The organism is Streptomyces sp. H27-H1, from assembly GCF_026627445.1.
In the GTDB taxonomy this organism is placed as follows: domain Bacteria; phylum Actinomycetota; class Actinomycetes; order Streptomycetales; family Streptomycetaceae; genus Streptomyces.
Genome location: NZ_JAPNLJ010000001.1, coordinates 1 through 13,433, shown reverse-complemented (window position 1 = coordinate 13,433; position 13,433 = coordinate 1). Strand labels below are relative to the sequence as shown.

General features: G+C 71.4%; 10 protein-coding genes. 9 read left to right on the top strand and 1 reads right to left on the bottom strand.

Features of this window, described 5'->3' with window-relative positions; all coding sequences use genetic code 11:
* Positions 1–38: 38 nt before the first annotated feature.
* The 8 genes from OTB20_RS00050 to OTB20_RS00015 all read left to right on the top strand — a co-directional run bounded on the left by OTB20_RS00050 (position 39) and on the right by OTB20_RS00015 (position 11,485).
* Positions 39–788, top strand: coding sequence for a hypothetical protein (locus OTB20_RS00050; RefSeq protein ID WP_267814319.1), 750 nt, complete (start codon positions 39–41; stop codon positions 786–788).
* Between the two features lie 257 nt (positions 789–1,045).
* The gene (locus tag OTB20_RS00045) at positions 1,046–3,706 is read left to right on the top strand and encodes an RICIN domain-containing protein (RefSeq protein WP_267814318.1); all 2,661 of its coding nucleotides are present in this window, start codon (positions 1,046–1,048) and stop codon (positions 3,704–3,706) included.
* Between the two features lie 222 nt (positions 3,707–3,928).
* The gene (locus OTB20_RS00040; RefSeq protein WP_267814317.1) at positions 3,929–5,359 is read left to right on the top strand and encodes a non-reducing end alpha-L-arabinofuranosidase family hydrolase; all 1,431 of its coding nucleotides are present in this window, start codon (positions 3,929–3,931) and stop codon (positions 5,357–5,359) included.
* A 704-nt stretch (positions 5,360–6,063) separates the two neighbouring features.
* Positions 6,064–6,843 (top strand): hypothetical protein, encoded by a 780-nt coding sequence (locus OTB20_RS00035; RefSeq protein ID WP_267814314.1) that lies wholly within the window; start codon positions 6,064–6,066, stop codon positions 6,841–6,843.
* A gap of 194 nt (positions 6,844–7,037) precedes the next feature.
* The gene (locus OTB20_RS00030; RefSeq protein ID WP_267814313.1) at positions 7,038–8,978 is read left to right on the top strand and encodes a C1 family peptidase; all 1,941 of its coding nucleotides are present in this window, start codon (positions 7,038–7,040) and stop codon (positions 8,976–8,978) included.
* A 44-nt stretch (positions 8,979–9,022) separates the two neighbouring features.
* Positions 9,023–9,337: a protease inhibitor I42 family protein gene (locus OTB20_RS00025; RefSeq protein ID WP_267814312.1), complete on the top strand. Its 315-nt coding sequence runs from the start codon at positions 9,023–9,025 to the stop codon at positions 9,335–9,337.
* Positions 9,338–9,416: 79 nt separating this feature from the next.
* Positions 9,417–10,067 (top strand): GntR family transcriptional regulator, encoded by a 651-nt coding sequence (locus OTB20_RS00020; protein WP_267814311.1) that lies wholly within the window; start codon positions 9,417–9,419, stop codon positions 10,065–10,067.
* Positions 10,064–11,485, top strand: a complete 1,422-nt coding sequence (locus tag OTB20_RS00015; protein ID WP_267814310.1) for an MFS transporter — start codon at positions 10,064–10,066, stop codon at positions 11,483–11,485. Before OTB20_RS00020 ends, OTB20_RS00015 begins: the two co-directional genes overlap by 4 nt.
* 45 nt (positions 11,486–11,530) lie before the next feature.
* On the opposite strand, the gene OTB20_RS00010 is transcribed toward OTB20_RS00015, so the two are convergent.
* Positions 11,531–12,385: a maleylpyruvate isomerase family mycothiol-dependent enzyme gene (locus OTB20_RS00010; protein WP_420716286.1), complete on the bottom strand. Its 855-nt coding sequence runs from the start codon at positions 12,383–12,385 to the stop codon at positions 11,531–11,533.
* A 139-nt stretch (positions 12,386–12,524) separates the two neighbouring features.
* Between OTB20_RS00010 and OTB20_RS00005 the strand changes: the two genes are divergently transcribed.
* A complete protein-coding gene (locus OTB20_RS00005; RefSeq protein WP_267814309.1) occupies positions 12,525–13,313 on the top strand; it encodes a carbon-nitrogen family hydrolase in 789 nt (262 codons plus the stop codon).
* Positions 13,314–13,433 lie beyond the last annotated feature (120 nt).

Genomic DNA, 13,433 nt, shown 5'->3' with positions numbered 1-13,433 from the left:
AACCGGTAGCCTCCCGCCCCGGAAAGGGGTGGGGCAGGGTGTCCATCGCCGAGTTGCAGGTGTACGCAGTCGAGACGGCCGATGCCACGGGTGGCGTGTGCGTGGTGCGGTGCGTCGGCGGTGTGGCGCGCGCCGGGCAGGTCTACGCGGCCGGGGAGCTCAGGGTCGGGCTGCGGCGGATCGAGCGGTACGGGCGGGTGGCGGAGTCCGTCGATGCCGGGCACACCGCCAGGGTCCACCTCACGGGGGCCGTGGTCGCGCTGCTCGCCCGGGGGCAGGTGCTGACGTACGTACCGCCCGGCGGGCACGCCCTGGTGGAGGTCGAGGCGTGGCTGGCCACCGGGCCGGAGCTGCTGGACGAGCCGCATCCGGGCCCGCTGCGCGCCCTCGCGACCGCCAGGATGCAGGACGAGGCCCTGCCCGACGGGATGCGGCTGCGCTGGGGCCGGATCGCGCTGGCCGCCCTCGACCGGGCCGGCCGTCCGGAGGAACAACCATACGTACGCAGCTACTTGATCCAGAGCTTCGGCCCCGGAGACACCGCGGACCCCGACCGCGACCCCGCCGGGCTCTGCCGGGACGTGCTGGCCGGCTTCGAGCTGACCCCGGCCCAGGCGGCGGAGCAGTCCCGCGCCTGGCGGGAGCTGCCGCGCCCCGCCATCCAGCGGCTGCGCCGCATCAAGAATCTCATTCCCTGCATGGCCCCGGCCCGGCCGTACCTCGCCGCGAGCGATCCCCTGGCGGTGGCGGCGGACGCCTGGGCGGCGCTGCGACCCCGGCTGCCCTGACCGGGCGCCACCTGACCGGGCGCCACCTGACCGGGCGCCACCTGACCGGGCGCCACCTGATTGGGACCCCCTCCGGCCCCGGCTCGGCGTAGTTCTCCTGATCAGCGCCTACCGCACCACGAGGCGGCCGAAAAGTTTCCGGCTCGAGGCAACCCTTTGCGGAGCCTGTGACCACAAGGAGTCGGATCCGGCCAATCCGGAGCCTGGATCCCCCTTTGGCTTGTGAACGGTATGCGAGGAGAACAACCCCCCCCCCCATGAACAACCCCACGAATGGCGGGAACCGCGGACGTCACCGCCGTCGCTGGACCGCGACCGGTCTGCTGCTCGGCGTGCCCGCCATCGTCGTGCCGTATTTCCTGTTCGTGCAGGAGGATTCGCAGGCCGCGACGGTCGACGGCGCGGCCTACTACCGGCTGGTCTCCGTGCGCAGCGGCAAGGTGCTGGATGTCAACAGCTTCTCCACCGCCGACGGCACCCGCATCCAGCAGTGGACCGACCAGAACACCGCCAACCAGCAGTGGAGGCTGAGGTCCACCGGGAGGGACGGCTACTACGAGCTGGTGAACCGCAACAGCGGCAAAGTGCTGGGCATAGCGGGTGATTCGACCGCCGAGAAGGCCGCCGCCGAGCAGCAGACCGACAGCTCCTCCGCCTCCCAGGAGTGGCGAATCGACGAAGTGAGCGGATCCGACGGCGTCACCTTCACCTCCCGCAAGAGCGGCTTGGTCCTGGACGTCTCCGGAGGCTCCACGGCCCAGGGTGCGACGGTCATGCAGTATCCCGACAGGCACAGCACCAACCAGCAGTGGAAGCTTGTGAGATCGGCCCCGGCCCAGGCGGCCGGGGCCGGCGGCGCGGATCAGACCGCGGCCGGACCGTACGTGTGGAAAAACGCCCAGGTGGTGGGCGGCGGTTACGTCACCGGGCTGGTGTTCAACCCGCGCGAGAAGGGCCTTCTGTACGCGCGCACCGACATGGGCGGCGCCTACCGCTGGGACGCGGCAGCCGAGCAGTGGCTCCCGCTCACCGACTGGGTCGGCGAGAAGGACTGGAACCTGCTGGGCATCGATTCGCTGGCCACCGACCCCGTCGACCCCGGCCGGCTCTACGCCGCGGCGGGCACCTACACCAACGGCTGGGCGGGCAACGCCGAGCTTCTGCGCTCCACCGACCGGGGCCGCACCTTCAAGCGCACCGCTCTGCCTTTCAAGCTGGGCGCGAACGAGGACGGCCGCGGGGCGGGCGAACGGCTGGCGATCAACCCCGCGGACAACGGAACGCTGCTGCTGGGCACCCGCAAGAACGGCCTGTGGCGCAGCACCGACCACGGCGTGACATGGAGTCAGGTCTCCTCGTTCCCCGTCAAGGACGGGGCGAGCAGCGGTGCGGGCATCGCCTTCGTGACGTACGGCCCGGCCGGCAGCAATACGGTCTACGCCGGTGTCGCCGACAAGTCCACCTCCCTGTACCGCTCCACCGACGGCGGCAGCACCTGGCAGGCCGTATCCGGTCAGCCCACCGGCGAGATGCCGCAGCACGGCGTGCTCTCCGGTGACGGCTCGCTGTACCTGACGTACACCAACGCCGTCGGCCCCAACGGCGTGACGGCGGGTTCGGTGTGGAAGCACACGCCGGCGGGCGGAGCGTGGAAGAACGTCTCCCCGTCCAAGGGCAGTTACGGGTTCTCCGGTCTGGCCGTCGACCCGCAGAAGCCGTCCACGGTGATGGTCACCACCCTCGACCGCTGGTGGCCCGAGGACGAGATCTACCGCACCACCGACGGCGGCACCTCCTGGAAGGCACTGGCCTCGAAGTCGAAGCGGGACACCTCCGCCGCCCCTTACGTCGGTACCAGCACCGGGCACTGGATGACCGCCATGGCCATCGACCCCTTCAACTCCGGGCACGTGCTGTACGGCACCGGAAGCGGCATCTGGCGCAGCAAGGACGCGGGCGCCACCGACAACGGCGGCACCAGCCACTGGACCGTGGGGTCCCGAGGACTGGAGGAGACCGCGGTGCAGGACGCGGTAGCCCCGCCCGGCGGCGCCGCCGTCATTTCCTCCATGGGAGACCTGGGCGGTTTCCACTACAGCTCCTCCAGTTCCCTGGCCAAAGTGCCCGCAGGGCGGCTGAAGAACCCGCTGATGATCACCAGTACGGACATCGACTTCGCCCAGTCCAACCCCTCGATGATGGTCCGCGTCGGCCGTGGCGGCTCGCAGGACGGCGCCTACTCCACCGACGGCGGCAGCAACTGGAGCGGCTTCAAATCGGAGCCGGTGGGCAGCTCCGACAGCGGGCAGGTCGCGCTCTCTGCGGACGGCTCCGCCATCGTCTGGACCCCGGAGGGGCAGGCTCCGTACCGCTCGACCGACCAGGGGGCGAGCTGGTCGAGGGTCGGCGGCCTGAGCACCGGCGCCGTGGTCGTCGCCGACCGCTCCTCGGCCAGGACCTTCTACTCACTGGCCGGCGGCACGCTCTACGCCAGCACCGACGGCGGCGCGAGCTTCACCGCCCGCGCCACCAACCTGCCCGCCGGCCGGCTCGTGGCCGTCCCTGGCATCGCCGGGGACCTGTGGATCTCCGGCGGTGGCAAGGGACTGCTGCACTCGACCGACGGCGGCCGCAACTTCACCGCGCTCACCACGGTGAAGTCCGCCTCCGCCGTCGGCTTCGGCAAGGCGGCGCCGGGCGCCTCCTACCAGGCCCTGTACCTGATCGGCACGGTCAAGGACGTCACCGGAGTCTTCCGCTCCAGCGACAAGGGAGCCACCTGGGTCCGCATCAACGACGACGCCCACCAGTGGGGCAACATCAGCGGCGGCGGCGTCATCACCGGCGACCCCGACACCTTCGGGCGTGTCTATGTCGGCACCAACGGACGCGGCCTCCAGTACGGCGACCCGTCCTGACCCCAGCGCCCGAGCGGGGCCGCAGGCCCAACGGCCTGTGTCCCCGCCGTGGCTGAGGTACCCGCTTCGTCCTGCACGAGCTGCTGTCCAGTTGCTCGATACTCCGATATTTGATCGACATATCGGACACCCCAGAGCCACACCACACCACACCACACCGGCATCCGGACAGCCTCTGACGTGGCGAACCGGAGCTGCTTGCTCAAGGATGACGAGGTCCTTATGCACAGACGTAGTTTCAGCCGCAGACATCCGGCTGCGGCGCTCGCCTCCGTGATTGCGGCCCTGGCCGCGCTGGCGGCGCTGCTCGTCGCCGGCCCGGCTCAGGCGGCCACCAGTGGCGCCTTGCGCGGTGTAGCTTCCGGCCGGTGCCTTGATGTGCCGGGCGCCGGCCAGGCCGACAGCACGTTCCTGCAGATCTGGGACTGCAACGGCGCAACCAACCAGCAGTGGACGTTGACGGACAGCAACCAGCTGACCGTGTACGGCAACAAGTGCCTGGATGTTCCGGGACACGCCGCCACGTCCGGGACCCGTGTGCAGATCTACGCCTGCAACGGCGGTGCGAACCAGCAGTGGCGGGTGAACTCCGACGGTACGGTCGTCGGTGTGCAGTCCGGGCTGTGCCTGGACGTCTCGGGCGGCGGTACGGCCAACAACACGGCGGCGCAGATCTGGTCGTGCAACGGCGGCAGCAACCAGAAGTGGACCGGCCTGTCCGGGACGGGCAACTCGTGTTCTCTTCCGTCGGCATACCGGTGGACCTCGACGGGTCCGCTGGCGCAGCCGGCGAACGGTGGGGTCGCGCTGAAGGACTTCACCACCGCGACGTACAACGGCAAGCACCTGGTCTACGGGACCACCTCCAACGGATCGTCGTGGGGCTCGATGGGGTTCAGTCCCTTCACGAACTGGTCGGACATGGCGTCGGCCACCCAGACCGGGATGAACCAGATCGCGGTGGCGCCCAAACTGTTCTACCTCTCAAGCAAGAACATCTGGGTGCTGACCTCAAATGGGTGGGGTACCAACTGGACCTTCACCTACCGCACGTCCAGCGACCCCACCAACCCCAACGGCTGGTCCGCCCCGCAGTCGCTGTTCACCGGTAGCTTCCCCGCCGGCGAGGGTGGTGTCCCGATCGACCCGACCATGATCGCCGACGACCAGAACATGTACCTGTTCTTCGCCGGTGACAACGGCAAGATCTACCGGTCGACCATGCCGCTCGGGAACTTCCCCAGCAGCTTCGGCTCCTCGTACACGACGGTCATGAGCGACACCGAGGACAAGCTGTTCGAGGCGCCGGAGGTCTACAAGGTCCAGGGCCAGAACCAGTACCTCATGATCGTTGAGGCGAAGGGTACGAACGGGCGCTACTTCCGCTCGTTCACCGCCTCCAGCCTGAACGGTGCGTGGACCGTCCAGGCCGGCAGCGAGAGCAGCCCCTTCGCGGGCAATGCCAACAGCGGTGCCACCTGGACCAACGGCATCAGCCACGGTGACCTGGTCCGCAACAACCCCGACCAGACCATGACCATCGATCCCTGCAACCTGCAGTTCCTCTACCAGGGCTACGCCACCAACACACCGGCGAACCCTGACTACCTGAAACTGCCGTACCGGCCGGCCCTGCTCACCCCGCAGCGCTGACCCGCCTGATCCACGGTGATCGCAATGTGGTGCGGTCCGCCGACGCGTAGACGAGTTGTTTACGTGGGCAACTCCACCTGCTGACCGATACTCACCGCATCGAGGAACCCCAGCCGCGCGTCGGCTGGGGTTCCTCTCTTTCGCGGACTCGCTCGGCCGCTCTCCTCGCCGAGTACGCACAGGCCATCACCGACCATCTGCCGGAGATTCGGCCGCCAACAGCGGCCGAGACGGCGCCGGCGGAAGACCGAGCTGAGGGCTCTGCCGAGATCCGCCAGCACACTCAGCAAGAAGCTGATGGCCACCCACCGCTACGGCCCGGTGGAATGGCTGCTCCGCACCATCACCCTCGCCCACCTCCCGCACGACCGTGACCGCACAGGCGGGCGGGAGGCGTAGCGCCGGTCGGCGCCCCCGCGCCGGACGAGAAATCCTGCTGCGGGACCGACACGTCCGGCAGTCCCGGCGACGCGATCGCCATCCGGCGGCCGCCTGACGGGGCATTGGCTGAGGGTGATGGTGTCCGTGCAGGTCAGGGAGGCGTGTGGGCCGGTTGCGCGGCGTGTCCTTCGCGGTGGTTCAGGGGCTCCGGTTGCGGGAGTTGGCGGGGTGCCAATGAGTGGGCTGGGACACGTCCCATGTCCCGTCCCACCTCATGTCCCCCGGTACGTCCCGTGCCGTGGCCCCTCGACAGGAGAGCTCCGTTGCACCGCATCACGCGCTACACCGTCCCCGCCGCCCTCTGCCTGACCCTGCTGACCGCGTCCCCCGGTCTCGCGTCGGCCACCTCCGCGCAGGCGAAGCCGCAGGCCACGGTGGCCGGCAAGGCCATCCCCGGAACCGAAGCGCTGCTCGCGCAGGTGCAGTCGCTGGGCGGCATCGGCGGGCTGCTGAAACCCGTCACCGACCTGCTGGCCGCCATCCTCAAGTCCCCTGACGGCAAGCTCCCGGAGGCGGACCTGGCCGCGTTCAAGGAGAAGATCGACGCGGCGGTCGCGGACCTGAAGAAGAGCCTGCCCGCCACCCCGGCCCTGCCCGTACCGCTCCCGCCCGTGGACGTGCCGCAGCTCCCGGTGGATCCGCCGAAGCTCCCGGTCGAGACTCCGCCGCTCCCGGTGGAGGCGCCGAAGCTGCCGGTGGACGCGCCGGCGCTCCCCGTCGAGGCTCCGAAGCTGCCCGTCGCGGCTCCCAAGCTCCCCGTCGCGGCTCCGAAGCCGCCCGTCGCGCTGCCCGTCGCCGTCAACAGGGCCGCCGCCGGTCCGTTGGACCTGGCCACCGGCGCCATCGACAAGCTCAAGGGCTCCCTCGACGGGCTGACCAAGGTCGCCGGGCCCTGCGGGTGTTCCACCGACGCCAAGGCCAAGGCCACGGACGTGGTGACCGACCTGGTCGCCGCCCTCGTCGCCCTGCTGACGGGCCTCGGCCTGCCGGGCCTGCCGCCGCTGCCGGTCCCGGCGCCGCCGCTCCCGGTCCCCGTCCAGTAGCGCCCACGCCGGGGCGCTCCCGTTCAAGCGGCGGCAGCGCCCCGGCGCTCCCGTTCCAGCAGTGGCAGCGCCCCCGCGCCCCGGTGTGCGACCGGCGTGCCGCCGCGCGACCGTACGGACCCCCTTGACGCGCCCTCCTGGCCAGGTGGACGCTCCCGGGGCTCGGATCCGTACGGTTGCATTGGGGGGCCGGAATGCCGGAGCAGTCGCAGCGGCGTGTCCAGACGGCGGGGGAGCTGCGGGCGCTGCTCGCGGCCCGTGGGGCGCGCTGGTCCGTGAGCGAACACCTCGCCGACGGCGATCCCGTGCCGAGGCCCGCGCTGGGCCTCGGCACGGGTGCGTCCTCGGGGGCCGGTCTCACCTCCGCGGAGGCCGCGCCGCCGGTGGATCTGCGCGGCCTCGTAGGCCGGGCCGGCGGCAATCCGCACCTCAACCGGCGCAGGGCGGCGCACGGGCTGCTGCCGGGCACGGGTACTGGCACGACGGGTACGGGCGCCCTGGGGGCGGCCCGGCCGTCCGCCGTGGACTGGCGCAGCCGGTGGGGATGGGCCTGGCTCACGAAGGTGAAGGACCAGAACCCGTGCAGCTCCTGCTGGGCGTTCGGGGCGGCCGGTCTGGTGGAGTCGATGGCCCGCATCGAGCACCACGTATGGGCCGAGCGGTCCGAGGGGGACGTCCACGACGGGCTGAAGGCCCCGTGCGGGCGGACGGGCAGCCCCGAGGCGGCCCTGGACTGGATCCGGACCAACGGGGGAGTCGCCGACCCGGGCTGCTGGCCGTACTCGCCGCCGCCGCCCGGGACTCCCGTGGACCGCCGGGAGGCCTGGCGGGCCGAGTACACCCCGAGCTGGGACCGCTCCGGGCGGACCGTCCGCATCAAGGACCACGTCCGGCTCGGCGATGTGGAGCAGCAGAAGGTGTGGCTGGACACGGTGGGCCCGCTGACCGCCTGTTTCGACGTGTACGAGGACTTCTTCGGCCTCGGCTCCGGGGTCTATCACCGCACCAGCGACCGGCTCGCGGGCGGTCACTGCGTCCTGATCACCGGCTACGACGACGCGGCCGGCTGCTGGCTGTTCAAGAACTCCTGGGGGACCGGCTACCACGTGGGCGGCTACGGCCGGATCGGGTACGGCGAGGTGCGGATCGACCACTGGGCGAAGTGCGGGCTGCAGGACACCAACATCGACCCGTGGAGCAAGCGCCGCCTGCACACCGGGAACGTCTACGAGAGCGGCAACGGCCGCGCCCACCGCAACTTCGAGATGGCCTCGCTCGGCGGCGGGAGCGCCGACAAGGGCGCCCTCCACCACTGGTGGCGGGACGGCGACGCCCCCCATGCCTGGACCCGCGCCCGGAGCTTCGCCTCCGACGCCTCGGGCCAGCCGGCCTTCACGGGAACCACGTACAACCGGAACATGGAGTCGCTGCACGTCACCACCGGCGGCCGGCTCCGCCACTGGTACTACGAGCATTTCGGTGGCGCCTGGCGTGACGGCGGCGCCTTCGGCCCCGGCGACGCGGCGGTCGGCTCGACCCCGGCCTTCATCCAGAGCGACTACGGGGCGCCCGGAAATTTCGAGGTGGTCGTGCGCACCGCCGACGGCCGCCTCAACCACTGGTGGCGGATCAACGGCGCCCCCTGGACCTGGAACGACGGCGGCCGCTTCGCCTCCGGCATCGCCCACTTCGGCCCGGCCCTGGTCCAGACCCGCGCCCGCCACCTGGACCTGGTCGCCACCCGTACCGACGGCCGGATGCAGCTGTGGTGGCGCGACGACCCGAACGGGTTCGTCTGGCGTCCCGGCGAGGTCTTCGCCGCCGGCATCACCTCCGCGCCCTGCCTGATCGAGGCGCAGCACGGGGCGGCCGACGAGGACACCGCGGGGAACTACGAGCTGTGCGTGACGGGCGAGGGCGGCCGCGTCGAGCACTGGTGGCGCGGCAACGCGGGCGGCGCCGGCTGGCAGCGCTCCGCGGTCTTCGGCCACGACGTGCTGGCGGTCACCGGGATGCTGCAGGGCAGCTTCGGGTTCAACCTGGAGGTGATCGTCCTGCGGACCGACCGGCTGCTCCAGCACTACTGGCGCGACGGTGCGGGCTGGCACGAGGGGGCGGTGATCGGCCCGGCGTAGTTCCCGTAGGACCCGGCGTGGTTTCCCGGAGGAGAGGAGTCCGCGTGGAGGTGCGCGAGGTGACGCTCGCCCCCGGTGAGCCGTACGAGCTGCGGCTCACCGGGCGCGGTGCGCGGGGCTACGTCTGGACCTGGCGGGTGTCGGGCGACGCGGACGCCGTCTCGGTGGCCGAGGGCCCGCCGGCAGATGCCGCGGAGCCGGCGCTGCCCGGGGCGACGGTGGAGCGGGTGTACGCCGTGCGCGGGCGGGCAGCGGGCCGGGCGCGGATCCGCTTCGCGCAGGTCCGGCCGCCGTATCCGGACGAGGCCCCGTACGACGAGTTCGTCCTGGACGTGACGGTCTCGGGGGCCGGGGGGTAGCCGGGAGCGGCCGCGACGTTCAAGGTCCACATCGTGGACGCCGTCCGGGTTGCACCTCTGTTGTATCTATGCTGTGCGCATGCCAGCCGCCAGTGCCACCGTGACCGCCGCCGAACGCGTATACCAACACGTAAAGCAGGCGGTGCTCGACCGCCGCTACGAGGGCGGGGTGCTGCTGACCGAAGGCGAGCTCGCGGTCGCCGTCGGGGTCTCCCGCACACCGGTCCGCGAGGCGCTGCTGCGGCTGGAGACCGAGGGGCTGCTGAAGCTGTACCCGAAGAAGGGCGCCCTCGTCCTCGCGGTCTCCGCCCAGGAGATCACCGACGTGATCGAAACCCGGCTGCTGGTCGAGGAGTTCACCGTCCGCCAGGCCGTGCCAGCCCCGGCCGGACTGCTGGAGCGGCTCGCGGAACTGCTCGAGGAGCAGCGCAGGCTCGGCGACGCGGGCGAACTCGGGGCGATGATGGCCGCCGACCGGGCCTTCCACGCGGAGATCGTGCGCAGCGCCGGCAACCAGATCCTCTGCCGCCTCTACGACCAACTGCGCGACCGCCAGCTGCGCATGGGCGTGGCCCTGCTGCACGCGCACCCCGAGCGGGTGGAGCGGACGCTGGCCGAGCACCGGGAGATCCTCGACGCCCTGCGCGCGGGAGACGCCGACACGGCCGCCGCGGCGGTACGGGCCCACGTGGGCCGGGTCGGGGAACTGGTGCGGGGGCCCGGCCGATGAGCTCCGCGCCCACCGTCTCCGGACCGGCCGGCCCCGGTTCCACCGGCTCCGCGCCCGCCCTCCCGGTGGCCCCGGTGTTCAGAGACCCCCCGGGCGGCCGCAAGGCGGTGCTCGTCTGGTCGATCGGCGTCGCCGTCTACTTCGTGGCGGTCATCTTCCGCACCAGCCTCGGCGTCGCCGGGCTGGAGGCCGCGGACCGCTTCCACGTGAACGCCTCGGCGTTGTCCACCTTCTCCCTGCTCCAGCTGCTGGTCTACGCGGGCATGCAGATACCCGTCGGCCTGATGGTGGACCGGCTCGGCACCAAGAAGGTGCTCACCCTCGGCGCAGTGCTCTTCACCGCCGGCCAGATCGGCTTCGCTCTCTCCCCCTCCTACGAGATGGCCCTGGCCGCCCGCGCCCTGCTGGGCTGCGGGGACGCCATGACCTTCATCTCCGTGCTGCGGCTCGGCACCCGCTGGTTCCCGGCCCGCCGGGGGCCGCTGATGGCGCAGCTGGCCGGGCTGGTCGGGATGGCCGGCAACCTGATCTCCACGCTGGTGCTGGCTCCCGTGCTGCACGGGGTCGGCTGGGTGCCGGCGTTCGCGGGCAGCGCGGTGGCGGGGCTGGTCGTCCTGGTCCCGCTCGTGCTGTTCCTGCGCGACCACCCCGAGGGGCACGAGCCCGCGCCACCGGCGGCCGCCGGGACAGGAGGCTTCGTACGGCGCCAGATCGCCGACTCCTGGAAGGAGCCGGGGACCAAGCTCGGCCTGTGGGTGCACTTCACGACGCAGTTCCCGGCGATGGTGTTCCTGCTGCTGTGGGGCATGCCGTTCCTCGTCGAGGCCCAGGGGCTGTCGCGGACCACCGCGGGCGGCCTGCTGACGCTGGTGGTCGCCTCGAACATGGCGCTCGGCCTGGTCTACGGCCAGATCGTCGGCCGGCGCCAGTCGTCCCGGATCCCGCTCGCGCTGGGCACGGTCGCCCTCACCGCCCTGCTGTGGGGCTCGGTCCTGGCCTACCCCGGGGACCACGCGCCGATGTGGCTGTTGATCGGGCTCTGCCTGGTGCTGGGCACGTGCGGGCCGGCCTCGATGATCGGCTTCGACTTCGCGCGCCCCGCCAACCCGGCCGAACGTCAGGGAACCGCCTCCGGGATCACCAACATGGGCGGTTTCATCGCGTCGATGACGACCCTGCTGGCGGTGGGCCTGCTGCTGGACGCCACCGGGGACAACTACCGCATCGCGTTCTCGTCGGTCTTCTTCCTCGAACTCCTGGGCATCACCCAGATCCTGCGCCTGCGCCGCCGCGCCCTGGCCCGCGAACGCGAACGCGAACGCGACCGGACGGGAGTGCCGGTGGCGGTGGCCTCGGTGGCCCTTCCCCCGCAGCCGGCCGGCCCGGTGATGTCCGGGGCCGGCCCGGCCGGCGCGTAGGCCCCGTACGGTGCTCGGGGCCTACGGAGTCACGGAGTCACGGAGTCACGGAGTCACGGAGAACTGCGTCAGGATCGCCTCGGCCAGCGCCTGGTCGCCCTCCACCTTCACCCGGTCGGCGACGGTGTGCGGACGCACCCGGCCGGCCGCGAGGCGTACGTAGGTCTCCCAGTCGAGGGTCAGCGTCACCGCGGGCCCCAGCGAGGGGGCCTTGTCGATGGTGCCGCGGCCTTCCGTGTTGACCCGTACGGTCCGCATGAACTCCAGCGCCCCGTGCACGTCGATGACGACGGCCGAGTTCGCGGGCGCGCCCGCCTTCTTCGCGACCACCTTCGGCAGCCCGGCGAGCAGCACGTCCCGTGCCACCTGGGCCCCGGGGGAGTCCCAGTTCCCGGGTGCGCCCAGCGCCGCCCGCAGGTCCTGCTCGTGCATCCACACGTCGAACGCGCGCAGCCGCAGCGAGTCCTCCAGCGTCGCGGGCTCGCCCAGCGGGCCGCGGATCATCGTGTCCGGATCCCGCTTCTCGTTCCGCAGCTGCCGCGAGCGGCGGATGATCGTGTACTCCAGCTCGGAGGTCATCTCGGGCGCGGTGTGGTGACGCCGTACGTCGACCTGTACTTCCATGTACCGGGAGAACTCGTCGACCACGTGCCGCAGGTCCCTCGGCAGGGTGTGGATCGGCCGCGGGTCGCCGAGTTGCTCGCACTCGATGCCGATGACGTGCGACACGATGTCGCGCACGGACCAGTTGGGGCAGGGCGTCGCCCGGTTCCACTCGCCTTCCGTCAGCGGAAGGACCAGCTCGGATATCGCCTCGATGGAGTGGGTCCACGCGTCGGCATAGGGCTGAAGGCTGGGATGCGGATGGACGGTCAACGGGACCCCTCGCGTGCTGTTCATTGGCGCGTTGGCGCATTGGCGCGTTCTGGAAGCTTGTGCAATGGCTTCAAAACTACGCTGCCGGTGAGCCCCCCGGCAGTGCTTTCGTGTGACGATCGTAGGCCCGAGTTGACGGCTTGAAAGCCAGGACGGTGGTACTGTGCGCGCTTCCTTGATCCAAATCGCGGTGAATGAGGGGGAGTCGGTGGTTTCCCGCCGCTCCAGGGCCGCTGACCTCGTACGGGAACAGTCGGGCTCGGACCTCGTCGTGCTGCCCGAGCTGTGGACCGTGGGCGCCTTCGCCTACGAGCAGTTCGAGACGGAGGCCGAGCCGCTGGACGGCCCGACCTACGGGGCGATGTCCGCGGCGGCCCGGGACGCCGGGGTCTGGCTGCACGCCGGTTCCTTCGTGGAGCGCGCGGGCGACGGCTCGCTCTACAACACCGCTCTCGTCCTCTCCCCGACGGGCGAGCTCGCCGCCACCTACCGCAAGATCCACCGCTTCGGCTTCGACCAGGGCGAGGCCGTCCTGATGTCCGCGGGCGAGTCCCTGACCACGGTCACCCTGCCGGAGCAGACCCTCGGCCTCGCCACCTGCTACGACCTGCGCTTCCCGGAGCTGTTCCGCGGGCTGGTCGACGCCGGGGCGACGACGATGGTCGTCTCCGCGGGCTGGCCGGCCCGCCGCCGGGGCCACTGGACGCTGCTGAACCGGGCCCGGGCCGTCGAGGACCAGTCGTACGTCCTCGCCTGCGGGTCGGCCGGCACCAACGGCGGTGTCGAGCAGGCCGGCCACAGCCTGGTCGTGGACCCGTGGGGCGAGGTCCTGGCGGAGGCGGGCCCGGGGGAGGAGGTCCTGACGGTGGACCTCGACCCGAAGAAGGTCGCCGAAACCCGCGAGCAGTTCCCGGCCCTGAAGGACCGCCGCCTCTCGCTCGGCGACGCCTAATGGGAGCTGCGGAACCGGGGAATGCTTGGTTCCGTAGCCGCCAGCAGGTGAGCACTTTCGACGCCGGAAGCATCGACTTCTGAGGTCAGACCGTGCCCCTGCTGGTCGGCCGGGAGGCCA

What these genes read in the sequence shown, in the direction of transcription:
- OTB20_RS00010 (WP_420716286.1), bottom strand. Translation starts at nt 12,385, where the DNA reads ATGAACAGCACGCGAGGGGTCCCGTTGACCGTCCATCCGCATCCCAGC.
- OTB20_RS00040 (WP_267814317.1), top strand. Translation starts at nt 3,929, where the DNA reads ATGCACAGACGTAGTTTCAGCCGCAGACATCCGGCTGCGGCGCTCGCC.
- OTB20_RS00015 (WP_267814310.1), top strand. Translation starts at nt 10,064, where the DNA reads ATGAGCTCCGCGCCCACCGTCTCCGGACCGGCCGGCCCCGGTTCCACC.
- OTB20_RS00030 (WP_267814313.1), top strand. Translation starts at nt 7,038, where the DNA reads ATGCCGGAGCAGTCGCAGCGGCGTGTCCAGACGGCGGGGGAGCTGCGG.
- OTB20_RS00020 (WP_267814311.1), top strand. Translation starts at nt 9,417, where the DNA reads ATGCCAGCCGCCAGTGCCACCGTGACCGCCGCCGAACGCGTATACCAA.
- OTB20_RS00045 (WP_267814318.1), top strand. Translation starts at nt 1,046, where the DNA reads ATGAACAACCCCACGAATGGCGGGAACCGCGGACGTCACCGCCGTCGC.